General features: G+C 75.9%; 24 protein-coding genes, 1 tRNA gene and 1 pseudogene. 16 read left to right on the forward strand and 10 right to left on the reverse strand.

Annotation, left to right across the window (positions count from 1 at the left end; genetic code table 11):
* Nucleotides 1-32: 32 nt before the first annotated feature.
* Both selD and OF117_RS10150 read right to left on the reverse strand, forming a co-directional pair.
* Entirely contained in the window at nt 33-1052 is a 1020-nt protein-coding gene (selD, locus tag OF117_RS10145) for a selenide, water dikinase SelD (RefSeq protein ID WP_263552713.1), read from the reverse strand.
* Nucleotides 1049-1900, reverse strand: a complete 852-nt coding sequence (locus OF117_RS10150; RefSeq protein ID WP_263552714.1) for a helix-turn-helix transcriptional regulator — start codon at nt 1898-1900, stop codon at nt 1049-1051. Before OF117_RS10150 ends, selD begins: the two co-directional genes overlap by 4 nt.
* Nucleotides 1901-1984: 84 nt before the next feature.
* Between OF117_RS10150 and OF117_RS10155 the strand changes: the two genes are divergently transcribed.
* The 6 genes from OF117_RS10155 (at nt 1985) to selB (ending at nt 7741) form a co-directional block, all read left to right on the forward strand.
* The gene (locus tag OF117_RS10155; protein ID WP_263552715.1) at nt 1985-2590 is read left to right on the forward strand and encodes a dienelactone hydrolase family protein; all 606 of its coding nucleotides are present in this window, start codon (nt 1985-1987) and stop codon (nt 2588-2590) included.
* A 10-nt stretch (nt 2591-2600) separates the two neighbouring features.
* Nucleotides 2601-2696, forward strand: a tRNA-OTHER gene (locus tag OF117_RS10160).
* 171 nt (nt 2697-2867) lie between these two features.
* Complete coding sequence (locus OF117_RS22250) at nt 2868-3353, forward strand: ABC transporter substrate-binding protein (protein WP_411969444.1); 486 nt, start codon at nt 2868-2870, stop codon at nt 3351-3353.
* The gene (locus tag OF117_RS10165) at nt 3354-4556 is read left to right on the forward strand and encodes an ABC transporter substrate-binding protein (RefSeq protein WP_411969445.1); all 1203 of its coding nucleotides are present in this window, start codon (nt 3354-3356) and stop codon (nt 4554-4556) included.
* A 102-nt stretch (nt 4557-4658) separates the two neighbouring features.
* Nucleotides 4659-5975, forward strand: a complete 1317-nt coding sequence (gene selA / locus OF117_RS10170; RefSeq protein ID WP_263552716.1) for an L-seryl-tRNA(Sec) selenium transferase — start codon at nt 4659-4661, stop codon at nt 5973-5975.
* Entirely contained in the window at nt 5972-7741 is a 1770-nt protein-coding gene (selB, locus tag OF117_RS10175; protein WP_263552717.1) for a selenocysteine-specific translation elongation factor, read from the forward strand. The genes selA and selB overlap by 4 nt, the downstream gene beginning before the upstream one ends.
* 46 nt (nt 7742-7787) lie before the next feature.
* Here the strand turns inward: selB and OF117_RS10180 are convergent, their stop codons facing one another.
* Nucleotides 7788-8213: a type II toxin-antitoxin system VapC family toxin gene (locus tag OF117_RS10180; RefSeq protein ID WP_263552718.1), complete on the reverse strand. Its 426-nt coding sequence runs from the start codon at nt 8211-8213 to the stop codon at nt 7788-7790.
* Between the two features lie 181 nt (nt 8214-8394).
* Nucleotides 8395-9162, reverse strand: a complete 768-nt coding sequence (locus OF117_RS10185) for an enoyl-CoA hydratase-related protein (RefSeq protein WP_263552719.1) — start codon at nt 9160-9162, stop codon at nt 8395-8397.
* A 91-nt stretch (nt 9163-9253) separates the two neighbouring features.
* Between OF117_RS10185 and hemW the strand changes: the two genes are divergently transcribed.
* Entirely contained in the window at nt 9254-10489 is a 1236-nt protein-coding gene (gene hemW, locus OF117_RS10190) for a radical SAM family heme chaperone HemW (RefSeq protein WP_263552720.1), read from the forward strand.
* A gap of 162 nt (nt 10490-10651) precedes the next feature.
* On the opposite strand, the pseudogene OF117_RS10195 reads toward hemW, so the two are convergent.
* Nucleotides 10652-10942, reverse strand: a pseudogene (locus tag OF117_RS10195) (type II toxin-antitoxin system VapB family antitoxin); the annotation flags it as partial.
* A 240-nt stretch (nt 10943-11182) separates the two neighbouring features.
* Here OF117_RS10195 and hrcA point away from each other — a divergent pair.
* The 3 genes from hrcA to OF117_RS10210 are packed head-to-tail and all read left to right on the forward strand — an operon-like array spanning nt 11183 to nt 14118.
* The gene (gene hrcA, locus OF117_RS10200) at nt 11183-12205 is read left to right on the forward strand and encodes a heat-inducible transcriptional repressor HrcA (protein WP_263552721.1); all 1023 of its coding nucleotides are present in this window, start codon (nt 11183-11185) and stop codon (nt 12203-12205) included.
* A 15-nt stretch (nt 12206-12220) separates the two neighbouring features.
* Nucleotides 12221-13354, forward strand: a complete 1134-nt coding sequence (gene dnaJ, locus OF117_RS10205) for a molecular chaperone DnaJ (protein WP_263552722.1) — start codon at nt 12221-12223, stop codon at nt 13352-13354.
* A gap of 8 nt (nt 13355-13362) precedes the next feature.
* Nucleotides 13363-14118: a 16S rRNA (uracil(1498)-N(3))-methyltransferase gene (locus OF117_RS10210; RefSeq protein ID WP_263552723.1), complete on the forward strand. Its 756-nt coding sequence runs from the start codon at nt 13363-13365 to the stop codon at nt 14116-14118.
* Between the two features lie 68 nt (nt 14119-14186).
* On the opposite strand, the gene OF117_RS10215 is transcribed toward OF117_RS10210, so the two are convergent.
* Nucleotides 14187-16760 (reverse strand): PKD domain-containing protein, encoded by a 2574-nt coding sequence (locus OF117_RS10215; protein ID WP_263552724.1) that lies wholly within the window; start codon nt 16758-16760, stop codon nt 14187-14189.
* Between the two features lie 295 nt (nt 16761-17055).
* On the opposite strand from OF117_RS10215, the gene OF117_RS10220 reads away from it, so the two are divergent.
* The gene (locus OF117_RS10220; protein ID WP_263552725.1) at nt 17056-17415 is read left to right on the forward strand and encodes a histidine triad nucleotide-binding protein; all 360 of its coding nucleotides are present in this window, start codon (nt 17056-17058) and stop codon (nt 17413-17415) included.
* 76 nt (nt 17416-17491) lie between these two features.
* Here OF117_RS10220 and OF117_RS10225 read toward each other — a convergent pair whose 3' ends face one another.
* Genes OF117_RS10225 through OF117_RS10235 form a run of 3 tightly spaced genes read right to left on the reverse strand, consistent with a single transcriptional unit; the run spans nt 17492 to nt 20975 of the window.
* Nucleotides 17492-18136, reverse strand: a complete 645-nt coding sequence (locus tag OF117_RS10225; RefSeq protein WP_263552726.1) for a response regulator — start codon at nt 18134-18136, stop codon at nt 17492-17494.
* Nucleotides 18133-20283 carry a GAF domain-containing sensor histidine kinase gene (locus tag OF117_RS10230; protein ID WP_263552727.1) on the reverse strand — a complete coding sequence of 717 codons (2151 nt, stop codon included), beginning with the start codon at nt 20281-20283 and terminating at the stop codon, nt 18133-18135. Before OF117_RS10230 ends, OF117_RS10225 begins: the two co-directional genes overlap by 4 nt.
* Nucleotides 20284-20315: 32 nt before the next feature.
* Nucleotides 20316-20975, reverse strand: coding sequence for a hypothetical protein (locus OF117_RS10235; RefSeq protein ID WP_263552728.1), 660 nt, complete (start codon nt 20973-20975; stop codon nt 20316-20318).
* A 170-nt stretch (nt 20976-21145) separates the two neighbouring features.
* On the opposite strand from OF117_RS10235, the gene OF117_RS10240 reads away from it, so the two are divergent.
* From OF117_RS10240 to OF117_RS10260, 5 genes are all read left to right on the forward strand, one after another.
* The gene (locus OF117_RS10240; protein ID WP_263552729.1) at nt 21146-21967 is read left to right on the forward strand and encodes an enoyl-CoA hydratase/isomerase family protein; all 822 of its coding nucleotides are present in this window, start codon (nt 21146-21148) and stop codon (nt 21965-21967) included.
* A 237-nt stretch (nt 21968-22204) separates the two neighbouring features.
* Nucleotides 22205-23179 (forward strand): PhoH family protein, encoded by a 975-nt coding sequence (locus tag OF117_RS10245; RefSeq protein ID WP_263552730.1) that lies wholly within the window; start codon nt 22205-22207, stop codon nt 23177-23179.
* 5 nt (nt 23180-23184) lie between these two features.
* The gene (gene ybeY, locus OF117_RS10250) at nt 23185-23688 is read left to right on the forward strand and encodes an rRNA maturation RNase YbeY (protein ID WP_263552731.1); all 504 of its coding nucleotides are present in this window, start codon (nt 23185-23187) and stop codon (nt 23686-23688) included.
* Entirely contained in the window at nt 23685-25034 is a 1350-nt protein-coding gene (locus tag OF117_RS10255) for a hemolysin family protein (protein ID WP_263552732.1), read from the forward strand. Before ybeY ends, OF117_RS10255 begins: the two co-directional genes overlap by 4 nt.
* 6 nt (nt 25035-25040) lie before the next feature.
* Nucleotides 25041-25394, forward strand: a complete 354-nt coding sequence (locus OF117_RS10260; protein WP_263552733.1) for a cytidine deaminase — start codon at nt 25041-25043, stop codon at nt 25392-25394.
* Nucleotides 25395-25542: 148 nt separating this feature from the next.
* Here OF117_RS10260 and OF117_RS10265 read toward each other — a convergent pair whose 3' ends face one another.
* Nucleotides 25543-25974 (reverse strand): DUF1801 domain-containing protein, encoded by a 432-nt coding sequence (locus tag OF117_RS10265; RefSeq protein WP_263552734.1) that lies wholly within the window; start codon nt 25972-25974, stop codon nt 25543-25545.
* Nucleotides 25975-26089: the final 115 nt, after the last annotated feature.

The following is a 26089-nucleotide window of genomic DNA, read 5'->3' on the forward strand; positions in this document are numbered from 1 at the left end:
GCTCGTTCCTCGCTGCGATGCTCCCGCGGCTGTCAGCGGACGATGACCACGTGGTCCTGGCGCGGCACGAACTCGCCGATCACGGGCGCGCCGGGGACCTCCCCGCCGAGCAGCAGCCCGCCGGAGGTCTGCGCGTCGGCCAGCAGCAGCGCCTCGCCGTCCGGGATCCGCGAGAGGTCGGCGTGCGGGCGCACCCAGTCGAGGTTGCGGCGGGTGCCGCCGGAGACGAAGCCCTCCGCCAGCGCCTCCCGGGCACCGGCGAGGTACGGGACGGCGGCGGCCTCGACGACCGCGGTGACCCCGCTGGCCCGGGCCATCTTGTACAGGTGGCCGAGCAGGCCGAAGCCGGTGACGTCGGTGCCCGCCCGGATGCCCGCCGCGACGGCGGCCCGGGCGGCGTCGCGGTTGAGCGTCGTCATCGACGCCACCGCCTGCTCCGACACCTCACCGGTGGCCTTGTGCCGGTTGTTGAGCACCCCGACGCCGAGCGGTTTGCTGAGCGACAGCGCGGTACCCGCGGCCGCGGTGTCGTTGCGGATGATGCGGTCGACGTCGACCAGCCCGGTCACGGCCATGCCGTACTTGGGCTCGGGGTCGTCGATCGAGTGCCCACCACCGACGTGGCAGCCGGCCTCCTGGGCGACCTCCAGCCCACCGCGCAGCACCTCCGCGGCCAGCTCGGCGGGCAGCACATCGCGGGGCCAGCCGAGCAGGTTCACCGCGACCACCGGGGTGCCACCCATGGCGTATACGTCGGACAGCGCGTTCGCGGCGGCGATCCGGCCGAAGGTGTGGGCGTCGTCGACCACCGGCGTGAAGAAGTCGGTGGTGAGCACCAGCCCCTGGCCGCCGGGGATGCGCACGACGGCCGCGTCGTCGCCGTCGTCCAGCCCGACCACCAGCTCGCCTGCCGGGTCGACCGGGCCGGTGCGCACCAGCCCGGCCACGACCGCCTCCAGCTCGCCGGGCGGGATCTTGCACGCGCACCCTCCGCCGTGGGCGTACTGCGTCAGCCGGATCGCGGCCGAGGGCCTCGTCGGTGCCGTGGTCACCTGGCCGATCGTAGGTGGATGACGGGGGCCAGCCCGCGGTCGTCGTCGGCTCCGGAGCCGGTTCCGGCGGCCGCCGGGCCAGCCGCGCCGGTGAGCCGGCGGCCGGCGGGGTGGGCCGCCCCGGGGAGCCGGCGGCCGGCGGGGTGAGCCGGGCTCCGGCGTGGGCGGACCGGGTGGGCGTCGGGCGGCGGCGTGCCGAAGGAGGCGGGGTCGCGCTCGGCCGCGGCCTCGGGCGTCAGGGCGGCGCTCTCGACCCGGTCGCAGCGAAACCAGCGCGGAGCGTCCCGCTCCAGGCACCAGGCGATCAGGTACCAGTGGTCACCGGTGCGGACCAGCATCTGCGGTTCCACGCGCCGCCGCGTGACCCGGCCGGCGCCGTCGCGGTAGCCGATGACCACGACGCGGCGCCGCGACAGCCCCTGCTCGACGACCGAGCGGACGCCGGACGCCTGCCCGGCCGGTGTGCGCACCCACACCCGCTGGGCGAGCAGCTCGACCCGCTCCCGGCCGCCGGGGTCGAGCACGTCGAGGACCTTCTCGAGGGCCACCCGTCCGTCGGTCGCGAACGGGCCGTCGGGCTGGGTCGCCAGGGCGACCGCGATGGCGGCGGCCTGTTCCGGCGTGAGCGTGACCGGCGGCAACGTGGCCGCGGCGTCGAGGACGTAACCGCCGCCGGGGCCGGACCGGGCCCACACCGGCAGCCCGGCCTGCTGCAGCGCGGACACGTCGCGCTTGACGGTGCGGACGCTCACCTCGAGCCACGCGGCCAGCCGAGCCGCGGTGCGGCCGCGCGAGCCCGCGCGGCGCAGCTCCTCGGACAGCGCGTGCAACCGGTCGGTGCGGTTCATGCCCGGAGGGTGGCAGGACCCACCGACATTTCTCCGGGGACGGTGACAGGCCGCTGTCACCGGGGCCGCGGGACCGTGGTCCGCATGACCGATGTCGCGCTGTTCCACTCCGCCCTCGGCGTCCGGCCGGGAGTGCTCGACGCCGCCGAGCGGCTCCGCGCCGACGGGCACACCGTGCTCGTCGTCGACCAGTACGACGGCCGGGTGTTCGACGACCAGACCGAGGCCGGCCGCTTCGTCGACGAGGTCGGCTTCCCCGAACTCATGCGCCGGGCCGTGGCGGCCGCCGAGCCCCTGGCCGACGGGTTCGTCGCGGCCGGGTTCTCCAACGGCGCCGGCATGGCCGAGCACGTCGCCACCACGCGCCGCTGCAGCGGGGTGCTGCTGGTGTCCGGAGCGCTGCCGCTGGCCGTGCTCGGCGGCCCGGCGTGGCCGCGCGGGACCGCCGTGCAGATGCACAACGCCCTCGGCGACCCTCTGCGGCACCAGGACTGGCTCGATGCCTTCGTCGGGGAGGTCCGGGCCGCCGGTGCCCCGACCGAGACCTACGAGTACCCGGCGACCGGCCACCTGTTCACCGACCCGAGCCTGCCCGGCGAGTACGACGCGCAAGCGTCCGAGCAGCTCTGGGAGCGGGCGCTGCGCTTCGTCCGGACGGCGCCGGACGGGGCGGCGGCCACCGGCACGTAGCATCGCCGGCGGAGGCGTCAGGGTGCCTGGTGGCCCCCGCGGCCTCTAAAGCCGACGTGGCCGAGCATCTCGGTCAGGCGGGTTCGATTCCCGTCCGCCTCCGCCAGCCCTGCCCGCGGCCGGCCGGGCACCGCCCCGGCCGGTCGCGGCGTGCGCCCGAAGTGGGTGACGCGCGATCCGGTTGCCCGCTATGGTCCGGTTGCGGCGTGACCCCGCTCACTCAGCGCCGCTGCGCCGGGCGCCCGGGCCGCCCGGGCGGGACCCAGGGGAGACACCCATGACCGCACCTCCGGAACCGGTCGGCACCGTCCACGTCGTCGACCCCTCGCCACTGAACTGGTTGTTCATCACCTGGAACACCATGGAAGAGCCGATCCGGATCGACCAGGACGGCCGCACGGTCTACTCCCTGGCCGAGTCCTCGGAGTGGCTGGACGACGGGACGCTGGAGCTCGAGCTGCGCCGCGGCGTCCGCTTCCAGGACGGCGAGCACTTCACCGCGCACAACGTCAAGCAGAACTTCGACGAGATGCAGCGCTGGGCCGCCCCGCACCCGCCGGGCACCTGGCTCAACTTCCCGGCGCCGGAGTCCACCGCCGAGGTGGTCGACGACCACACCCTGCGCTTCCACTTCCCCGGTCCCGACGGGCTGGCCATCGGCAAGTTCCGCGGCTTCCACATAGCCAGCAGCGCCTTCTGGGACGGCCCGGACGCGCCGGGGTTCGGCTACAAGAAGCACGGCTCCGGCGAGGGGCACTGGTAGGTGATCGACGAGCCGGGCCCGTGGGGCACCGGTCCGTTCACCCTGGTCCAGGGTGCTTCGTCCATCACCACCCGCCACGTCCTGATGGCCGCCGAGCCGTACACGTCCAGCTGGCTCATCGAGAGCGAGCAGCGCGATCCGCAGGTCGTGCTGGAGGCCAACCGCGACCACTGGAACCGGGCCGACCGCGGCCCGCGGATCGAGCGCGCGGTCTTCCGCAACGACGTCGACCCCGCCGAGGCGCTCCGCCTGGTCTGCGACACCGAGGGCGAGGTCGACATCGTCACCGAGGTCTCGCCCGCCGACGCCCGGCGGGTGCAGGACTCCGCGCACGCCCGGCTGGTCGTCTCCGATGCCAACCGGGTGCTGGTCGGCATCGTCAACCGGGGCAGCGACGCGCCGCTGTCCGATGTGCACGTGCGGCGGGCGCTGAACATGGCCATCGACCGGGAGGCGGTCGTCCGCGACGGCCTGCACGGCTACGCCTCGGTCATCCCCGCGATGACCCCGCCCTGGTGCAGCGGCTTCCCCGAGGGCGCCACGCCCTACGAGCTCGATCGGGAGAAGGCGCGGGAGGCCTTCGCGACGGCGTCCTGGCCGGCCCGCCGGCCGCTGCGGATCGCCGCCGGGGAGAACTTCGCCGAGATCGCGCACATGCTCGCCGCCGGCATCCGCTCGACGCTGGAGCTGAAGGTCGAGGTGCTCGTCGTCCCGGCCGACCAGCTGCCCGCAGGTGCGCGGGCGCTGGTGGAGAAGAAGCTGGACCTGCCGTGGGACGTGCTGGTGCACGGCTGGTTCGACCTCTCCTCCGAGGCGCCCCCGGCCGCGGTGCACCGGGAGTACTTCGGCCGGGACGGTGCCTTCCGCGCCGGGCCGCCGGACGAGGGCTTCGACGCGCTGTTCGACGAGATGAGGGTGCAACTGGGCGGCGAGGCGCTGGTCCGCGTGGCCGAGAAGATCGACGCCTACGTGCACGACCAGGCGCTCGCGCTGTTCGTGTGCGCCCCGCAGGCGCTCTACGCGGTCAACGAGCACGTGCAGTTCTCGCCCTACCGGACGACCTTCGAACTCGCGGAGGTCACCGTCGGAGAGCGGCACTGGTCGCGCACCGGTGGCGGCGGCGCGAGCCCGTCGGACCGCATGGCACCGGGGACGGCCACGGCCAGGCCGGGCTTCGCCGGCGCGTCGGGCAACGCCTGCTGACCGGCGGCCGTCCGGGGTCCCGGGGCCGGGCAGTCCGGCCCGGCCCCGGGACCACGGGTGCACCCGGTGCACCCGGTGCACCGCCTCCTACGCTCGGCGGCGATGACCGACGATCCGCGGCGGCTGGTGCCCCGCACCGACGCGCTGCTGGCCGAGCCACCCGTGGCGGCCGCCGCGCTGCGGCTGGGCCGCGACCTGGTCAAGGCCGCGGTGCAGGCCGCCCAGCAGCGGGTACGGGACGGCGAGCTGCCGCCGGACGGCGTGGTCGACGCCGTGCTGGCCTCGCTGCCGCAGCGGCCGAGCAGCCTGCGGCCGGTGCTCAACGCCACCGGCGTCGTCGTGCACACCAACCTCGGCCGGGCCCCGCTGTCGGCCGCCGCCGTCGAGGCGGTGGTCGCCGCCGCCGGCACCACCGACGTCGAGCTCGACCTCGCCACCGGGCGGAGGGGTCCCCGCGGCGAGGGCGCGCTGGCCGCCGTGCGCGAGGCGGTGCCCGCGGCCGAGGCCGCGCTCGTGGTGAACAACTGCGCGGCCGCGCTCGCCCTGGTGGCCACGGCCCTGGGGCAGGGGCGCGAGCTCGTGCTCGCCCGTGGCGAGCTGGTCGAGATCGGCGACGGGTTCCGCATCCCCGACCTGCTCGTGGCCACGGGCGCCCGGTTGCGCGAGGTGGGGACGACGAACCGGGTGACCCTCGACGACTACCGCGACGCCCTGCACGAGGAGACCGGTGCGGTGCTCAAGGTGCACCCGTCGAACTTCGTCGTCCGGGGCTTCACCCGGGCCGTGCCGGTGGCCGAGCTCGCCGTCGCGCTGGCCGGCAGCGGCGTCCCGCTGGTCGCCGACATCGGCTCCGGCCTGCTGCGCCCGCACCCCGCGCTGCCCGACGAGCCGGACCTGCAGACCACCCTGACCGCCGGCGCCGATCTGGTCCTGGCCAGCGGGGACAAGCTGCTCGGCGGACCGCAGGCCGGCCTCGTGCTGGGCCGCGCCGACCTGGTCAAGCGGCTGCGCCGGCATCCGCTGTACCGGGCGTTCCGGGTCGACAAGACGACCCTCGCGGCGCTCGAGGCCACGCTGCGCGGGCCGCAGCCGCCGGTCCTGCGGATGCTCGCCGCCGACGCGGCCGGGCTGCGCGCCCGCGCCGAGGCGCTGGCCGCGCGGCTGGCCGCCGAGGGCGTCGACGCGGCGGCGGTCGCCTCCGGGGCGCGGGTGGGCGGGGGCGGGGCCCCCGAGCAGCCGCTGCCCAGCGCCGCCCTGGCGCTGCCCGCCACGTTCGCCGAGCCGCTGCGCCTGGGCACGCCCCCGGTGGTCGGCTACCTCGCCGACGACCGCACGCTCCTGGACCTGCGCAGCCTGCCGCCGTCGGACGACGACGCGCTCGCCGCCGCGGTGCTGGACGTCGCCCGGCGGTGCACGTGACCCCGACGGCGACGGGCGGCATGGACGTCATCGCGACCGCCGGCCACGTCGACCACGGCAAGTCGGCGCTCGTGCGCGCGCTCACCGGCATGGAGCCCGACCGGTGGGAGGAGGAGCGCCGCCGCGGGCTGACCATCGACCTGGGTTTCGCCTGGACGACGCTGCCCTCGGGCCGGCGGCTGGCGGTGGTCGACGTCCCCGGCCACGAGCGGTTCGTCGGCAACATGCTCGCCGGCGTCGGCTCGGTGCCGGCGGCGCTGGTGGTCGTCGCCGCGGACGACGGCTGGTCGGCGCAGACCGCCGAGCACGTCGCGGTGCTCGACGCGCTGGGGGTGCGGCACGCGCTGCTCGCGGTGACCAAGGCCGACCTGGCTGATCCCGCTCCGGTGCTGGCCGACGTCCGGGAGCGGCTCGCCGCCACGTCGATGGGTGCGGTGCCCGGGATCGCGGTGAGCGCGCTGACCGGGGCCGGGGTGCCGGAGCTGGTCGCGGCGCTGGAGCGGCTGCTCGCCGGCCTGCCCCCGGCCGACCCGGCCGCGCCGGTGCGGTTGTGGATCGACCGCGCCTTCACGATCCGCGGCGCCGGAACGGTGGTCACCGGCACGCTGGCCGCGGGCACCGTGAGGGTCGGCGACCGGCTGCTGCTCGGGGACCGCGACGTGGTCGTGCGCGGTCTGCAGTCGCTGGGGGAGCCGGTCGAGACGGCCGCGGCCACGGCCCGCGTGGCGCTCAACCTGCGCGGGGTCGCCGTCGAGGACCTCCGCCGCGGCGACGCGCTGCTCACCCCGGGCGCCTTCCGCCGCACCTCGCTGGTCGACGGAACGCTGGCCGGGCGGGCGGCGGGCCGGCTGCCGGCCGAGCCGGTGGTGCACGTCGGCTCCGCGGCGGTGGGTGCGCGGCTGCGCCCGCTGGACGGCGCGGCCGTGCGGCTGCGGCTGGCTGCGCCGCTGCCGCTGCGGGTGGGGGACCGGCTGCTGCTGCGGGACCCGGGTGCGCGGCGGGTGGTCGGCGCCGACGTCCGGGACGTCGACCCGCCGGAGCTGCGGCGGCGCGGCGCGGCGCGGGTGCGGGCGGGCGAGCTCGCCGCGCAGGAGCCGGGCGCCGCCGGGGCGGCGGCCGACCTGGCCCGCCGCCGGGTGGTGCGCGCCGACGACTTCTCGGCGATGGGCTGGCCGGTGCCGGACGGGGCGACCGCGGTCGGGCCGTGGCTGCTGGCCGCGGGCCTGGTCGACGAGCTCGCCGTCCGAGTGCCGCCGCTGGTGGGCGCCTACCGCCAGCGGCACCCGCTGGAGCCGGGGCCGCCGGTCGAGGTGGTGCGCCGCGAGCTCGACCTGCCCGTCGCCGAGCTGGTCGCCGCCGTGGTCCGCCCGCCGCTGGCGCTGCGAGACGGTCGGGTGACCGCAGCGAGCGCCGCGCTGCCCGACAGGGTGCAGAAGGCGGTCGACGCGGTCCGGGCGCGGCTGGCCGCCGATCCGTTCGCCGCGCCGGAGGCCGGTGAGCTGGGAGCCGCCGGCCTGGGGGTGCGGGAGCTGGCCGCGGCGGTGCGCGACGGCCAGCTGCTGCGCATCGCCGAGGGCGTCTACCTGGCGCCGGACGTCGAGGCCGAGGCGCGATCGCGGCTCGCAGGGCTGCCGCAACCGTTCACGCTCAGCCAGGCCCGCCGGGCGTGGGGGACCACCCGCCGGGTGGCCGTGCCGTTGGCCGAGTGGCTCGACGCCCGGGGCGTCACGCAGCGGCTGCCCGACAACACCCGCCGCCTGCGCTGATCCCCCGGACCGCCGGCTCGACCCGGCCGTCGCACGTCGCGGGTCATCAGACGCGCCCGGGGACCACCGTGACGAGCTCGCACCGGATCGAGGCGCCGGACCTGCCGACGCGGCCGTCGGCAGTCAGCAGTGCAGTGGCGTGGCGTTCGGCGGCAGCGACGTAGAGCCCGTCCGCGTACCGCATCGACCCCTGGAGAGCCCATGCGCGGTGGACGTCGGACCACGGAGTGCCTTCGATGACTACTTCCAGCGACTCGGCAGCCGCAAGCGCCGACGGGACGTCGGCCGGTCGCAGCGGGTGCCCGGGACGGTGCGCCGCGGCTCGCAGTCCGGACATGACCTCGAAGGCGAAGTGGCCGGGTGCGATCAACGGCTCGGCGGCCGGTACCGCTGCGAGGGCCGACCGTGCTGCCGTGCCCCGCGGGCCGGCGTCCGCGACGGCGTCGATGACGACCGACGCGTCGACGATCACGGCTCCGGCCGGAGCAGGTCTTCGGCTCGCTCGTCGTGCGCGGTGTCCATCACGTCGAGGACGGCCTGTCGTTCGCCGGCCGGCACCCCGGGGCCGCACCTGGGTCCACCGACTCCTCGTGCCGTGGGTGCCACGGGCACCCACGGCACGAGCGCGACGGACACGTCCCTCGGCCGGGGCCTCAGCCTTCCGGCACCCAGCGGGGACGGCGCTTGTCGCGGAACGCGGCGATGCCCTCCTGCCCCTCCTCGCCGGCGAAGCGCCGGGCGGAGATCTCCAGCAGCTCGTCGACGTCCAGCCGCTCCTGCCCGCCGCGCAGCAGCCGCTTGGTCTCGGCGAGGGCGGAGGGTGCCCCGGCGGTCAGCTCGCCGGTGAGCCCCGCCGCCTCGGCGTCGACCTCGTCGTCGGCCGCCACCAGGTCGACCAGCCCGCCGGCCAGCGCCGTCGCGGCGTCGAAGACCTGGCCGGTCAGCATCAGCCGGTGCGCCACGTGCCGCACCATCCGCGGCAGCACCACGGCCGAGATCACCGCCGGCACCAGCCCGAGCCGCACCTCGGAGAAGGCGAAGGTCGCCGACCTCCCGGCGAGCACCACGTCGCAGGCCGCGAGCAGGCCAACCCCGCCGGCCCGCGCCGACCCGCGGACGACGGCGACCACCGGCTTGGGCGCCGACCAGATGGTCTGCAGCAGCTCGGGGAACTCCCGCACCCCCTGCTCCTGCGCCGATCCGCCGGCGGCCTCGCGCAGGTCCATGCCGGAGCAGAACACCCGCCCGGTGTGGTCGAGCCGGACCACCCGCACCGCGTCGTCGGCCAGCGCGTCGGCCAGCGCCGTCCGCAGCCGCGCGCGCATCGCGCGGGACAGCGCGTTCCGGTCGGTCGGGGAGTCCAGCGTCAGGGTGGCCACGCCCCGGTCGACCGTGACGTGCAGCACCTCGTCGTCGTCCATCCCGGCATCGTGCCCGGTGGCCCCGGGCTCGCGGCCCGGCCGAGCGCGGTCGGCGCACCGTCCGACCGCGGCGGGGGACACTGGGAGGCCCATGGACGCGCCCGTGCCGCTGCTACCGGCTCCCGCTGCCGCGGATCGGCTCGGACCGGACTGGCTCCCCGGGCCGGCGCGCGAGGGGCTGACCTCGACGCCCTTCGGCCTCTACGTGCACGTCCCGTTCTGCGCGACGCGCTGCGGCTACTGCGACTTCAACACCTACACCGCCGACGAGCTGGGGCCCGGCGCCGGCCGCGCCGAGTACGCCGGGACGGCGATCGCCGAGCTGCGCGCGGCCGCCGACGTGCTCGGCCCCGACCGGCCGACCGTCTCCACCGTGTTCGTCGGTGGCGGCACGCCGACCCTGTTGCCGGCCGACGACCTGGCCGCCGTGCTGGCCGCCGTCCGGGAGCTGTTCCCGGTCGCCGACGACGTCGAGGTGACCACCGAGGCCAACCCCGAGTCGGTCGGCCCGGCCTCGCTGGCCCGGCTGCGGGAGGCCGGCTTCACCCGGGTCAGCCTCGGCATGCAGTCCGCGGCCGAGCACGTGCTGGCGGTGCTCGACCGCCGGCACACCCCCGGCCGGGCCGTGGCGGCCGCCCACGAGGCCCGTGCCGCCGGCTTCGAGCACGTCAACCTCGACCTCATCTACGGCGCCCCGGGCGAGACCGACGCCGACTGGACCGCCTCCCTCGACGCCGTCCTGGCCGCGCCGGTCGACCACGTCTCGGCCTACGCGCTCATCGTCGAGCCCGGCACGCGGCTGGCCCGCCGGGTCGCCCGCGGCGAGCTGCCGATGCCCGACGACGACGTGCTCGCCGACCGCTACGAGCTGGCCGACGCGACCCTGCGCGCGGCCGGCTTCGAGTGGTACGAGGTGTCGAACTGGGCCACCTCCCGCACCGCGCGCTGCCGGCACAACGAGCTCTACTGGGCCGACGCGCACTGGTGGGGGATCGGGCCGGGCGCGCACAGCCACGTCGGCGGGCTGCGCTGGTGGAACGTCAAGCACCCGGCCGCCTACGCCGACCGGCTGGCCCGCGGCGAGAGCCCGGCGGCCGACCGCGAGCTGCTCACCGACGCCGACCGGGCGCTCGAGGCGGTGATGCTCGGCCTGCGGCTGCGCGACGGCCTGCCGCTCGACCGGCTGTCGGCCGCCGGCCGCGCCCGGGCCGCCGAGGCCGTCGTCCGGGGGCTGCTCGAGCCCGGCGCGCACCAGGCGGGGCGTGCCGTGCTCACCGGTCGCGGGCGGCTGCTCGCCGACGCCGTCGTCCGCGACCTCAGCGACTGACCCCGACCGCGGGGTGCAGGGGAGCCGCGCTCCCGCGCCCCGCTACCAGCGGCGCGCGCCGGGCACCGGCGGCTGGGCGGGGATGGCCTCGGTGCTGGGACCGGCGGCCGGGTCCGCCGCGCCCGCGGCCGCCGCCGAGCCGCGGGAGTCGGCGCCGCGGGTGTCCATGTCGAACACCCGCACGTGGATCACGGTGCGCTGCTGCAGCGCCGAGCGGAGCGCGCGGTGCAGGCCGTCCTCGAGGTACAGCTCGCCCTGCCACTGCACCGCGTGCGGGAACAGGTCGCCGTAGAAGGTCGAGTCGTCGGCCAGCAGGGTGTCGAGCGCCAGCTCCCGCTTGGTGGTCACCAGGGTGTCCAGCCGCACCTGCCGCGGCGGGATCGCGGCCCAGTCGCGCGTGGACAGGCCGTGGTCGGGATAGGGGCGGCCGTTGCGTACCGCTTTGAAGATCAGGGGGACGACCTCCGTGCTCCTGCCCGGACCCGGGCGCGACGTCGTCACCCTAACGGGCAGAACGACCCCGTGCCGCTGTCCTCCCGTCGTGCCGCACGTCGCTCCGGGATCCGCGACGGGACGGCCCACCGGTCGTATGCTGGGTTGGCACTCTGTCCGTGCGAGTGCCAGCCCGGAACCGGGCTCGGCCGCTCCGTGAGGTGCCGCACGGCACGTCGACCGGTCCGGGGAGGTGTCCGCGTGGCGCACGAGGAACGCCGGCTGGAGGTCCTGCGGGCGATCGTCCAGGACTACGTCTCGACCAACGACCCGGTGGGCAGCAAGGCCCTCGCCGAGCGGCACGACCTCGGCGTGTCGCCGGCCACCATCCGCAGCGACATGGCGGTGCTGGAGGAGCAGGGCTACATCACCCAGCCGCACACCAGCGCCGGCCGGGTGCCCACCGACAAGGGGTACCGGCTCTTCGTCGACCGGCTGTCGGCGGTCAAGCCGCTGTCGATGGCCGAGCGGCGGGCGATCGAGCGCTTCCTCGACGGCGCCGTCGACCTGCACGACGTCCTCACCCGCACCGTGCGGCTGCTCGCCTCGCTCACCCGGCAGGTGGCCGTCGTCCAGTGGCCGACGCTGTCGCGCAGCGCCGTCCGGCACCTGGAGGTCGTGCAGCTGACCGCGTCCCGCCTGCTGCTGGTGCTCATCACCGACACCGGCCGCGTCGAGCAGCGGGTGGTGGAGAGCCCGGTCGAGATCGACGCCGACGCCGTCGCCGAGCTGCGCAGCCTGCTCAACGCCACGTTCGGCGGGGCCCGGCTGGGCGAGGCGGGTGGCAGGGTGCCCGAGCTGCTCGAGACCGCGCCGCCGCACCTGCGCGGCCTGCTCGCCGTGCTGAGCGCCGCCCTGGTCGAGACGCTGGTCGAGCCGGGGGAGGACCGGCTGGTCGTGGGCGGCACGGCGAACCTCGCCCGCACCAGCGGGCTGGACTTCGCCGGCACGGTGCGCCCGCTGCTGGAGGCGTTGGAAGAACAGGTCGTGGTCCTGCGGTTGATCGGTGAGGTCGACGCGGGGACGGTGCTGGTGCGGATCGGCGAGGAGAACGCGCACGAGGCGCTGGCCGGCGCGTCGGTCGTGTCGGTGGGCTACGGCTCCGGCGGCCGGTCGTTCGGCGGTCTGGGCGTCGTCGGCCCCACGCGGATGGACTACCCAGGGAACATGGCCGCGGTCCGAGCCGTGGCCCGCTACGTCGGCCACCTGCTGGCCGAGAGCTGAGGCTGAGACTTCTCGATGGCAACCGACTACTACGGCGTGCTGGGCCTGGCCCCCGGGGCGTCCGACGGCGAGATCAAGCGCGCCTACCGGCGGCTGGCCCGCGACCTGCACCCGGACGTCAACCCCGACCCCGGCGCCAAGGAGCGCTTCCAGGAGGTCAGCCGCGCCTACCAGGCGCTCAGCGACCCGGAGAAGCGCCGGATCGTCGACCTCGGCGGCGATCCGTTCGACAGCGGCGTCGGCGCGGGTGCGGGCGGCTTCTCCACGCAGGGCTTCGGCGGCCTCGGCGACATCATGGACGCCTTCTTCGGGGGCGCCACCGCCCGCGGGCCGCGCAGCCGGGTCCGCGCCGGCCGCGACGCGATGATCCCGGTCGAGCTCGATCTGGACGAGACGGTGTTCGGCACCACCAAGGACATCACCGTCGACACCGCCGTGTTGTGCGAGACCTGCACCGGCGGCGGCACCGCGCCAGGCACCCACCCGACCACCTGCACCACCTGCGCCGGCCGCGGCGAGGTGCAGAGCGTGCAGACGGGCCTGCTCGGCCGGATGGTCACCAGCCGGTCCTGCCCGAGCTGCGGCGGCACCGGGCAGGTCATCCCCGACCCCTGCCCGAAGTGCGGCGGTGACGGCCGGGTCCGCGCCCGGCGCACCATCCCCGTGAAGGTGCCGGCCGGCGTCGAGGACGGCATGCGCATCCGGCTCACCGGCCACGGCGAGGTCGGCCCGGGCGGCGGCCCGCCCGGCGACCTGTACGTGGAGATCCACGAGCGCCCCCACCCGGTCTTCACCCGCGACGGGGAGGACCTGCACTGCCAGGTCACGCTGCCGATGACGTCGGCGGCGCTCGGCACCACGCTGCACCTGGAGACGCTGGACGGCGAGGAGGACATCGACATCCGCGCCGGCACGCAGTCGGGCAGCGTGCTCACCCTCCGCGGCCGCGGCGCGCCGCGGTTGCGCGCCACCGGCCGCGGCAACCTGGTCGTGCACGTGGCGGTCAGCACGCCCACCCGGCTGGACGGCGAGCAGGAGAAGCTGCTGCGCGAGCTGGCGGTGCTGCGGGGCGAGGACACCGCCGGCGGCACCCGCGAGGGCCAGGGCGGCCTGTTCTCCCGGGTCCGCGACGCCTTCAACGGGCGCTGAGGACGACGATGACCGCTGCCGACGTGCCCGCCCTGGCCGGCGCCCCGCTGTTCCTCCTCGACGCGGTCCCCGAGGTCGAGGAGCTGCTGGTCGACGGGCCGGAGGGGCGGCACGCCGTCGACGTGCTGCGCCTGGCGCCCGGCGAGCGGGTGCGTGTGGGTGACGGCCGCGGGGTGGTCGCCGAGGGCGACGTGCTGGACGCCGGCCCCCTCGGGCTGCGCGTGCGCGTGCTCGCCCGCCACGAGGTGCCCGAACCCACGCCCGAGTTCGTCCTGGTCCAGGCGCTGCCCAAGGGCGACCGCGGGCCGCTGGCCGTCGAGCTCGCCACCGAGCTCGGCGTCGACCGGATCGTGCCGTGGACGGCGGCCCGCTGCGTCACCCGCTGGCGCGACGACCGCACCGCCAAGGGCCTGGCCCGGTGGCGCTCGGCGGCGCGGGCGGCGGCCAAGCAGTCGCGTCGCGCGCGGCTGCCGGAGGTCGGCGAGCCGATGAGCACCCGCGAGGTGTGCGGCCTGCTGGGCGACGCGGACCTGGCCGTGGTGCTGCACGAGCAGGCGCGCCGGCCGCTCGCCGGTCTCGACGTGCCCGGCTCCGGCACGGTCGCCGTGGTCGTCGGGCCCGAGGGCGGGCTCACCGACGGAGAGGTGGTCGCGTTCCGGGCCGCGGGCGCGCACGCCGTCCGCCTCGGGGCGGAGGTGCTGCGCACGTCGACCGCCGGCGCCGCGGCGCTGGCCGCCCTGTCCGCGCGCACCCGCTGGGCCTGACCGCCCCTCGTGAACCCGGCGGCGGCGCGGCCGGGCCGGGAGGTGCCCCCGGCCCGGCCGCCCCGGCGTCAGCGCCCGCCGGTCCGCAGGGCGTTGAAGAGCCAGCTCAGCACCTTGTGGACCACCGCGGGCACCCAGGAGGGGGTGGCCGGGGTGCTCGGCGCCGGTGCCACCGACCCCCCCGTCACCGTGACCGTGGTGGTGGCCGCGACGCCCTCGCCACCGGCGTTGCCGGCCACCAACCGGACCGTGTAGGTGCCGGCCCTGCTGTAGGTGTGCGACGGGCTCTGCTCGGCGGACGTCGTCCCGTCGCCGAAGTCCCACGCCCACGACGTCGGCGCGCCGGTCGAGGTGTCGGTGAACCGCACCGGCAGCGGCGCAGTGCCGCGCGTCGTCGACGCGGTGAACGACGGCGTCGGGGCCACCACCTTCGCGGCCGGGCGCAGCGCCGCGACCCAGCCCCCGGCCATCGCGGGACCACCGAGGCTCCAGGTGACCGATCCGGTCGGGCCGGCCGCGGACGCGCCCTGCTGCACGAACTGTGCGACCTGGCCGCCGGCGCTCTCCCACACCTCGGTCCAGCCGGCCGGCTCGGTCACCGGCACGCTGGTGCTGTTGAGGCCGATCCCGCCGATCAGCACGGTGCCCGGGGTGACCGTCGTCGGCCCGGTCAGGGTGAGCGACGCGGCGGTGCCGCTGGTGTCCACGCGGGTCGCGACCGCGGCGTCGAACGGCGCGCCCAGGTCCACGCCGGAGAACGCGGTGATGCCCGCCCCCCAGCGCTCGGCCGGCGCCAGCCGCCAGGTGTAGGCGGCCGGCTCGGCCTCCGGCAGGCCGACCACCCGGTAGTAGGCGAACACCCGCGCGCGGTTGCCGATCGCCAGCGGAGCGTCGAGCAGCGGCGCCCACCCGGCCGGTGCGACGCCCAGCGTCGGCGCGTTGTCCGCGGTCAGGTGCGCGACCAGGACGTCGCCGGCGCGGACGCCGTCCGGCCGCGGCACGGTGATCTCCGCCGTCGGCACGGTGCTCGTCGCGCTCGCCGAGCCGCCGACCGTGATCACGCCGGTCCCCGTCGGCGCGGCGCCCACCATGACGGTCGTGGTGGCCGGCGTGCTGGTGCCCGTGGCGTTGCCGGCCCGCAGCGTGACGGTGTACGCGCCCGGCTTCGCGTAGGTGTGCGCCGGGTGCTGCTCGGACGAGGTGGAGCCGTCGCCGAAGTCCCAGGCCCACGCGGTCGGCGCACCGAGGGTGGTGTCGGTGAAGCCCACCGGCAGCGGCGCCACGCCGCTCGTGGTCGACGTGGTGAACGACGCCGTCGGCACCACCGGCTGCGGCACCCCGCCGCTCAGGTCGGCGTGCCAGTACCGCTGCGTGGCCTTGTTGCTCGCCAGCACGACCAGCCCGCTCTCGGCGGTGACGCTCTGCTTGGTCGACGTCGCGTCGTTCATGCCCGGTGCGGTGACGTCGCGGATGACCGGCGTGCCGCGGCCCGGGGCGAACACCGGGTCGTCCAGCGACGCGGTCTTGGCGTAGATCGTGCCGGGCGCGCCCGAGTGCGGGCAGCCGCCGCTGCTGGGCGCGGTCGCGAACACGTGCACGCTCTTGCGGTGCTCGTCGAGCAGGAGCAGCGGCCGGGTGTGGCAGTCGGCCACGGTGCCGACCGTGGTCACCCGCCACTGGCCCTTCGACGGCTTGAAGCTGAGCAGCTTGATCAGCGCGGCCGACTGGTCGGTGGCCGGGTCGTCGGCGCCGGTCTTGACCACCGCGAACACCCGCCCGGAGGCGTCGGCCTGCACCGACTTGATGTTGACGTGGTCGTCGGCCGTCCGGTTGCCGCGGACCGCGGGGCTCCCGGTCCACGCCGAGGTCGCCGCGCCGTCGCGGTGCACCGCCCAGTGGACGGCGTCCTCGCGCTGGTTGCTCCAGATGATCCCGATCCGGTTGCGCCCGAAGGAGACCACGCTGGAGATGTCGTCGGGGGACGCGGTCGCGCCGGCGACGGGCAGCGCGAACGGCGTGCCCCAGGCGGTGTCCGCGCCGGTCGTCGCGTTGGCGAAGACGGTGCTGACGGTGCCGGTCGGGGTGCTGCTCACCTGCGTCCAGGTGGCCCACAGCGTGCCGGTGGAGTCCTTGGCGATGGTCAGTGACTCGCTGGAGTTGTCGTTGATCGCGACCGGGAACCCGGCGTCGAGGCGGTAGCCCGATCCCGTCCAGCTGTACCGGTACAGCCGGGCGGGGCTGCCCGTCCTCGACGGCGTCGCACCCGACTCGCCGGAGATGGTGACCACGTGCGAGGCGACGTACAGGTGCGTGCCGTCCCACAGGACGTCGGCGAGCGTGTTCCGCCGGTCGTCGAGCTGGACGCTGGTGTCCACCCAGGTGCCGGTCGCGCGGTCGAGCCGGAAGATGTGCCAGGTGCCCGAGGCGGTGTCGAACATGTCGGCCCACCACGACCCGTGGGCGTGCCACAGCTTGCTCTGGGCCTTGTCCGACGTCGGGACGTAGCCGGCCCCCGCGTAGGAGGGACCCTGGTACCCGGCGTCCCCGGGTGCGGCCGCGGCGCCGGGGGCGGTGACCACCCCCATGCCCACCAGGACGGTCGCCAGGACGGCGGTCAGCAGACCGCGGACGTGCGTGATCACGGATCCCCCCATGTCGGCGCCGGCCGGAGCCAACGCCTGTCCCCCTGGGCCGGCAGCATCCGGCCCTTGGTGACAGACAGTGAAGGAGGAACCGGATCGTTCCCAGCCGCGGCGGCCGGATGCACCCCCGATGGGGCAGACCGAGCGGCTCCGGTCCGCACTCGCTACCGTGCGTGACACCTGATCGGGTGAACGCGGGCCCGGGCGACGGCTCGCGCGCGCCGGGGCGGCCCGCCCGGGTGCACGATCCGGTGCTGGGCGCGGGCGACGCCGCCCAGGTCCTAGGGTCGGCGGCGTGCCCGACTGCCTCTTCTGCCGCATGGTCGCCGGCGAGGTGCCGGCCGACGTCGTCCACCGCACCGACCGGGTGCTCGCCTTCCGCGACATCAACCCGCAGGCGCCCACCCACGTGCTGGTGATCCCGCGGGACCACCACCCGACGGCCGCCGCCCTCGCCACCGCCGATCCGGGCCTGCTCGCCGAGGTGGTCACCGCCGCGAACACCGTCGCCCGGCAGGAGGGGCTGGTCACCGACGACGGCACCCAGCCCGGTTACCGGCTGGTCACCAACACCGGTCCGGGGGCCGGGCAGTCGGTGGACCACCTGCACTTCCACCTGCTCGGCGGGCGCGGCCTCGGCTGGCCCCCCGGCTGACGGCCTACGGCCCGGCCTCGCGGGCCTCAGCACAGCCCCGCCTTGCGGGCCCCAGCCCAGCCCCGCCTCGCGGGCCTCAGCCCAGCCCCGCCTCGCGGGCCCGCACGATCGCCTGCGCCCGGTCGGCGACCTGCAGCTTGGCGAAGATCGCCGAGATGTGGTTGCGGACCGTCCTGGGGCTCACGACCAGCCGCGCGGTGATCTGGGCGTTGCTCAGCCCCCGGGCGATGAGGTCGAGCACCTCCCGCTCGCGCGCCGTCAGCTCGGGGAAGGCGCGCGGCGGAGCGGCGGGGACCCGTCCGGAGAAGAAGGCCAGCACGCGGCGGGCGACGGCCGGGCTGAAGATCGCCTCGCCCCGGGCCACCGCACGGATGGCGTCGAGCACCTGCTCCTCGTCGGTGTCCTTGAGCACGTAGCCGCGGGCGCCGGCCCGCATCGCGGCGAACACCGAGTGGTCGTCCTCGAACATCGTCACCACGAGCACGCCCGCCGCCGGGTCGGCCGCCACGATGCGCCGGGTCGCCTCGATGCCCGAGAGGCCGGGCATCTGCAGGTCCATCACCACGACGTCCGGACGCAACTGCGCGGCACGCTCCACCGCCTCGGGACCCGACGCGGCCTCGCCGGCGACGGTCAGCCCGTCGACCGCGGTGAGCAGGGCCCGGAGCCCGCTGCGGAACAGCGGGTGGTCGTCCACGACGAGCACGCGCAGCGGGTTCACGACGGGTCCGTCCCGAACGGCAGAGCCGCCCGCACGGTCGTGCCCGCACCGGGCGCCGACTCGAGCGTGAGGGTGCCGCCCAGCTCCTCGGCGCGCTCCCGCATCGAGCTCGTCCCGACGCCGGGTCCGGCCCGCGAGGGCAGCCCGGCACCGTCGTCCGCCACCGACACGAGCAGCCGCGGCCGGTCGGGGGGACCGTCCAGGCGGAAGCGCACGCGGCAGGTCCGCGCCGCGGCGTGCCGGGCCGCGTTGGTCAGCGCCTCCAGGGCGATGCGGAAGGCGGCCACCTCCACGGCGGCCGGCAGTGCCGGCAAGGGCGTCGCGACGACGTCCACGCGCAGGTCCCCGGCGTCCTCGGCGCCCGCCAGCCGCTCGGCGGCGTCGGTGACCGCCGCGACCAGGCCGAGCTGGTCGAGCACGGGCGGACGCAGGTCGTAGGCCAGGGCGCGCACGCCGGAGACCGTCGTCCGGACGTCCTCGCGGACGACGCGGAGCAGGTCGTCGGCCGGTGACTCGGGCGGCAGCATCCGGCGGACGGCGCCCAGCTTCAGCACGGCGCTGGACAGTGCAGGGCCTACGTCGTCGTGCAGCGTCCGCCGCAGCCGGCGGCGCTCCTCCTCCCGGGCGATGACCAGCCGCTCCCGCGAGCGCTGCAGGTCGCCGGTCAGCCGGACCGCCTGGACGGCGACTCCAGCCGACCGGGCCAGCTCGCCGAGCAGCCTCCGGTCCGCCGCGTCGAAGGACTCCCCGGGTCCCCGCGGGCTGGCCACGATCCGGCCGAGCGGCTGCCCGGCGTAGGAAAGGGGGAGCACGAGCGGCCGGCCGACCGGGGTGCCGACCTCGGCGCCGCACTGGAACCGCTCGCCGACCCGCAGGTCGACGGCGGCGTGCGGCAGCCGCAGCGCCCGGGCCACGCTCTCGGCGACCGCCTGGAGGACCGCCTGCGGCCCGGGCGCGGACTCCACCTGGCGGTTGAACCGCGCGAGGACGGCATAGGGGTCACCGCGGTCGCCGTACATGAGCCGGTTGACCGCCCGCTGCAGTCGTCCGCGCAGCGGGGCGAAGGCGACGGCGACGACGCCGGTGGCCACCAGGGAGACCGCCAGTTCCGCCGCTCCCGACACCAGGGCGCCCACCGTCGCGACGGCCGCGACGTAGCAGCCGGTGACCACGGCGACCAGCAGGCCGTAGACGACAGCCCGGTTGAGCACGAGGTCGATGTCGTGCAGGCGGTACCGGAGGACGGCGATCCCCGTGGCGACCGGGATCGCCGGCACCACGAGCAGGCCCGCCAGGACCAGGCCGGCCTCCACCGATCCGCCGTCGGCCGCCGGGAGGGTCACCAGCGCGATGGCGTAGACCAGGCAGAGGACCACGGCGGCCAGGAACCACGTCATCTGCCTGCGCCCGGCCCCGTCCGCTCGACGCAGCCGGGCCGCCAGCGACAGGAGTGCGCCGCACGCGGCCAGGAGCAGCAGCGGGACGGCGACGGTGTCCAGCAGCAGCACCCACCGGGGGGCGAGCGCCTCCTCGGCGTTCCCGTCGACCAGCAGCAGCGCGGAGGCCCGCTCCGGCCAGAGCGGCACCGCGAGCAGCGCCGTGCACAGACCGATGGCCCCACCGCCCACCCAGCCGACCGACCACCACCGTCGGGACGTCGGGTGACCGTCGGGGAACAACAGGGGCAGGAACACCAGGATCAGCCCGAGCCCCGGGGCCCAGATCCACTCCTTGAGCCACGAGGCCTCCGCCCCCAGCGGCAGCGACCCCGGCCGCGTGCGCAGGGCGTAGAGCGCGTACTCCTCGGCGAGGACGACCGCGCCCTGGCAGACGGCCGCGGCGCAGAACAGCCAGCCCAGCGGGTTGCCCGGCCGCCGGGAGGCCAGGAACGCGCCGACGACCGCGAAGGACACCGACAGGACGGCGAGCGTGGTGATCCCTTGGTCGAGGACGATCCACGCGGCGGTCCGCCCGTTGAGCACCGCCAGCGCGACCGTCGTCCCGGCCATCCCCGCGCACAGCAGGGCCGCGGACCAGGCGAGCGGGCGCCGCAGGTCCGGCGTCCGGCCGGGGCCGCGACGGGCGGCCGCCGGGCGGTCGGCACGGACGTCACCGCGGTTCCCGGTGCCGTCCGTCCCGACCACCATCGGGGCCTCCTGATGCCGACCCGGCGCGGAGCCTAGTCCCCGTGCGGGGTCCGGGGAGCCGGTCGCGACCGGGCCGCACGCACCGGCACCGGTCCGCCGGAGCCGGCGGAGCGCAGGGCGGCTGAGTGCAGGGCGTAGGCCACGCCCAGCAGCGGCAGGCCCACCAGCGCCCGCACCTCACCGGCCTGGTCGACCGCGAGGAAGGCCGCCGTGAAGACGACGGGGTAGCCGCCCACCAGGGCCGCGCACCACCGGGGCAGCAGCCGGGCGCGGAACGTCGCGAGGCCGAGCAGCGGCAGCCCCGCGTACCACCCCAGGAGCCAGCCGTTCTCCAGGACGGTGAGCACGACCCCGTCGGTGAGCCGGGGGACGTAAAGCAGGTAGGTCCCGATCGCGCTGAGGGCCCCGGCGGCCGAGAGCGCGAACCCCACCGTCCCCAGCCGGCCGTGGTGCGGGACCTGGCGGGCGTGCAGTCCGATCAGGGCGAGCAGGGTCCCTGCCACGGCGATCCCGTCGGAGGACTCGATCAGGTACCACGACAGCGATCCCTCGGGCCCCATGTTGCGGACCCCGAAGGCGAAGGCGAGGAGCCCCGAGAGGATCCACATCGCGCCTCCCAACAGGGCGCCGCGCGCCCCCCAGCGGACGGCCCGCGACCTGGCTGCGGGTGGAAGGGCGGTCGTGGACGACATGGCAGGTCTCCTTCCGGTGCTGCCGGACCGGCGAGCCGGTGCGGGCAGCGTCCGCCCGCGGCAGGGGTCCCGTCCTGGGAGCGGCGTCCTGCTTCCGGTCCCATCCCCGCTGGGACCCCGCCCACCGGGCCGGTCGAGCCGACGGCCGGGAGCTGCCCGAGGATGCACGGATGACCCAGACCGCCGCGCCCGTCCGGATCGAGCGGGACGGCGAGGTCGCCGTCGTCGTCCTCGACGCCCCGCCGCTCAACCTCTTCGACGAGGCGGTGTTCGCCGGGTTCGAGCGGGCCGTCGACGAGCTGGCCGCGCTGAGCGACCCGGCGCGGCCCGACCGCGCCCGCGCGGTGCTGCTCGAGGCGCGCGGCAAGGTCGTCTCCGGCGGGGTCGACGTGGACGTCTTCCGCGACATCGCCGAGGGGCCCGACCCGGCCGGGCGCGGCCGCGCCCTGTGGGAGCGGCTGCTGCGCATCCCGCAGGCCCTCGAGGACCTGCCCGTGCCCACCGTCTTCGCCGCGCACGGGCTGTGCCTGACCGCCGCCTTCGAGCTCGCGCTGGCCTGCGACGTGCTGCTGGCCGCCGAGCGGGCCAGCTTCGGGCTGGTCGAGATCGTCGTCGGGCTCACCCCGTCGATGGGCGGGCCGCAGCGGTTGGCGGAGCGGGCCGGCCCGGCGCGGGCACGGGAGCTGGTCTTCACGGGTGAGCGCTACCCGGCCGCCGTCCTGGAGCGGTGGAACGTGGTCAACCGGGTGCTGCCGGACGACGGCTTCGCCGAGGCCGCCCGGGCGTACGCGCGGCAGGTCGCGGCGGGGCCGACCCGCGCGCACGCGGCGACGAAGCGGCTGGTGGCGGCGGGCGTGCGCGAGGGCGCCCGGGCCGCGGACGCCGCGGTCCCGGCGGTGTCCGGTGCGCTGTTCGCCACCGACGACCTGCGCGGCGCGGTGGCCTCCTTCCTGCGCGAGGGGCCGGGCAAGGCGACCTACTCGGGCAGGTGAGGGTTGCGCAAAGCACGGGCTCGGGGGGTCTCCCGCGGGTAGACTTGCCGGGGTCCGAGCTCCGTAGCAGGAAGGCAGGGTCGAGGGTTCTTGCCCGACACCTCCCCAGGCGTCCCAGCGCCCAGCGCCCACTTGTCCCGTGCGGCCGCGGCGGGGGCCGCAGCGGCGGACGGTGCGGCAGCGGACGAGGCGCCACCTCCCGTCCGCACCACGATCACCGTTCCCGACCGGGTCTCCATGGTCGGCCTGCTCGGCTCGGCCGACGAGCTGCTCCGGCTGGTCGAGGCCGAGGTCGACGCCGACGTCCACGTCCGCGGCAACGAGATCGCCATCACCGGTCAGCCGTCCGACAACGCCTTCGCCGTCCGGGTGTTCGACGAGCTGATCGCGCTGCTCGGCACGGGCCAGCAGCTGCGGCCCGACGCCGTCCGCCGGGTGATCGGCATGCTGAGGGCCGGCGGGTCCGAGCGCCCGGCCGACGTGCTCAGCCTCGACATCATCAGCCGTCGCGGCCGGACCATCCGGCCGAAGACGCTGAACCAGAAGCGCTACGTCGACGCGATCGACGCGCACACCGTCGTGTTCGGCATCGGCCCGGCCGGCACCGGCAAGACCTACCTGGCCATGGCCAAGGCGGTGCAGGCGCTGCAGACCAAGCAGGTCAACCGGATCATCCTGACCCGTCCGGCGGTCGAGGCCGGCGAGCGGCTGGGGTACCTGCCGGGCACGCTCAGCGAGAAGATCGACCCCTACCTGCGGCCGCTGTACGACGCGCTGCACGACATGATCGATCCCGAATCCATTCCGCGACTGATGGCCGCCGGAACGATCGAAGTCGCGCCATTAGCATTTATGCGCGGTCGCACGCTTAACGATTCTTTTGTCATTCTCGATGAGGCACAAAACACCACGGCCGAGCAGATGAAGATGTTTCTCACCCGGCTCGGTTTCGGCTCGAAGATCGTGGTCACCGGTGACATCACGCAGGTCGACCTGCCGGGCGGGGCGCAGAGCGGGCTGAGGATCGTCCGCGAGATCCTCGACGGCATCGACGACGTGCACTTCGCGATGCTCACCAGCTCCGACGTCGTCCGGCACCGGCTGGTCGGCGACATCGTCGACGCCTACGAGCGGTGGGACGCGGCGCGCCAACCGGCCCGCCCGGCCGCCGGCCCGCCGGTGCGCGGCCGCGCGCGGCGGCAGGGGAGCTGAGCGGCGTGCCTGTCGAGGTGGCCAACGAGAGCGAGATAGCCGTCGACGAGGCCGAGTTGGCCGGCGTCTGCCGGTACGTGCTGGCCGAGATGGGGGTCAACCCGCAGGCCGAGCTGTCGGTGCTGTGCGTGGACACCGACTACATGAGCAGCCTGCACGAGCGGTGGATGGGGGAGAAGGGTCCGACCGACGTGCTGGCCTTCCCCATGGACGAGCTCGACACCGCCCGACCCGACGACCCCGAGCCCGGGCCCGCGCTGCTCGGCGACGTCGTCCTGTGCCCGGCGGTCGCCGTCCGCCAGGCCCGCGCCGCCGGGCACTCGATGGACGACGAACTGGTGCTGCTGGCCACGCACGGGGTGCTCCACCTCCTCGGGTACGACCACATGGAGCCCGACGAGGAGAAGGAGATGTTCGGCCTGCAGAAGAAGCTGATCGACGGCTGGCACTCCGCGCCGCGCGAGCCGATCACCGGCGCGCCGGCCAACCGCCGGCCGGGCCCCCGATGAGCGCCGTCGCGATCACCGCGCTGGTGATCGCCATCTGCCTGGTGCCCCTCGCCGGGCTGTTCGCCGCCATGGACGCCGCCCTGCAGCGCGTGTCCAAGGCCCGGGTCGACGAGCTGCGCCGCGACGGGGCCCGCGGGGCGGTCGCCCTGGCCGAGGTGGTGTCCGAGCGGGCCCGGCACATCGCCCTGCTCCTCCTGCTGCGCATCGCCTGCGAGATGGTCGCCGCGGTGCTTCTCACGCTGGTCCTGCTGGGCCTGCTGCCCAGCACCTGGCAGGTCGTGCTCGTCGCCGCGGGTGTGATGACCGTCGTCAGCTACGTCCTCGTCGGCGTGGGCCCGCGCACGCTGGGCCGCCAGCACGCCTACGGGACGGCGCTGGCGACGGCGGGCGTGATCCGCTTCTTCGGCCGGTCGCTCGGTCCGGTCGCCACGCTGCTGATCCTGGTCGGCAACGCGATCACTCCCGGCCGGGGCTACCGCGACGGGCCGTTCTCCTCGGAGGTCGAGCTGCGCGAGCTGGTCGACATGGCCGAGGAGCGCGGCGTCGTCGAGACCGGCGAGCGCAACATGATCCACTCGGTGTTCGAGCTGGGCGACACCATCGCCCGCGAGGTCATGGTGCCGCGCACCGACGTCGTCTGGATCGAGAAGCACAAGACCGTGCGGCAGGCGCTGGCGCTTGCCCTGCGCAGCGGCTTCAGCCGCATCCCGGTGATCGGCGAGAACGTCGACGACGTGGTCGGCGTCGTCTACCTCAAGGACCTCGTCCGCCGGTCGCAGTCAGCGGGCGACGCACGCAACGGTCCCAAGGTCGAGGAGCTCATGCGGCCGCCGACGTTCGTGCCGGAGTCCAAGCCCGTCGACGAGCTGCTGCGCGACATGCAGGCCGCGCGGATCCACATCGCCATCGTCGTCGACGAGTACGGCGGCTTCGCCGGGCTGGTCACGATCGAGGACATCCTCGAGGAGATCGTCGGTGAGATCGCCGACGAGCACGACCGCTTCCAGCGGCCGGAGGTCGAGGAGCTGCCCGACGGGTCGATGCGGGTCACCGCCCGGCTGCCGGTCCAGGACCTCGCGTCGCTGTTCGACGTCGAACTGCCGCTGGACGACGACGTGGAGACCGTCGGCGGGCTGCTCGCACGGGAGCTCGGTGTGGTACCGATCGAGGGCTCCGAGGCCGTGGTCGGAGGGCTCAAGCTGGTCGCCGAGTCGCTCGGCGGCCGGCGCAACCGGATCGACACGCTGCTGGTCTGCCGGGTCGACGAGCCCGAGGAGGTCACCGAGGGCGAGACCGCGACCGCCGATCCCGCCCGGCTCGAGGAACCGGCGGTCGTGGAAAGCTGAGCCCCCGTGCCAGCACCCACTCCCGAGGCCGGGCTGTCGGCCGAGGACGCCAAGCTCGTGACCCTCGCCCGCTCCGCCCGCGGCCGCACCGGCGCGCCCGAGGGGGCCGCTGTCCGCGACGGCGACGGCCGCACCTACCTGGCGGCCACGGTCTCCCTGCCGTCGCTGTCCCTGTCCGCGCTGCAGGCCGCGGTCGCCGCCGCCGTGTCGAGCGGCGTCGGCCGGCTGGAGGCGGCGGCGGTCGTCTCCGAGGCCGCGACCGTGGAGGAGGCCGGGCTGGCCGCCGTCCACGACCTGTCGCCGTCCGCCCCGGTGCACCTGGCCGGCCCCGACGGCTCGCTGCGGACGACGGTCGACTGAAGAAGGACCCCCCTGCCCCCCGCCACTCGCACGCTCGTGGCGGGGCCCTGCAGGGGGGCCGCCTGCCCCCCGCCACTCGCACGCTCGTGGCGGGGCCGTGCAGGGGAGCCGCCCTACCCCTGGACGAGGCCGTACCGGGAGCGGGCGGTCATCGGTCCTCGGCGTGCTGGGCCCGGGCGGCGGCGCTGATCTCCTTGTCGTTCGCGAGGAAGTGGTCCCGCGTGTCCAGCGCCTCCCGGACGTAGCGGCCGACGGCCTCGGCGTCGACCTCGGCGCCGCGGGGGAAGTCCCAGGTCTTCTGCGTCGACGTGCCCGCCCGGAGCACGCCGAGCGGGTCGTCGAGGAGAACGCCCCAGAGGAAGCGCAGGTTGACCGCGTCCTTCGTGGTGCTCAGCGCCACGACCCACTGCCGCCAGCGGCCGTCGAGCGTGTAGGTGGGCATCCGGTACTTGATCGCCGACTCCAGCTCGGGCGCCGCCCGCCGGATCGCGGCGTCGAGCGCGCGCAGCGTCGGTGCCGCGGCGTCGTCCACGGTGCGCAGGTACGCGTCGAGCGGCTCGGTCCGGTCGTCGTCGGGCACGTCGTCTCCTCCGGTCGTCGTAGCCCAGGGGCGGACGGCGGGGCGCCGCTCCCGCGGGGTCCTCCGTACTCCCGCGCCGTGGGAGTACCGCAGGAGTGTGCACGGCGCCGCACGA

This window comes from Geodermatophilus sp. YIM 151500, assembly GCF_025716945.1.
Taxonomy (GTDB): Bacteria; Actinomycetota; Actinomycetes; order Mycobacteriales; family Geodermatophilaceae; genus YIM-151500.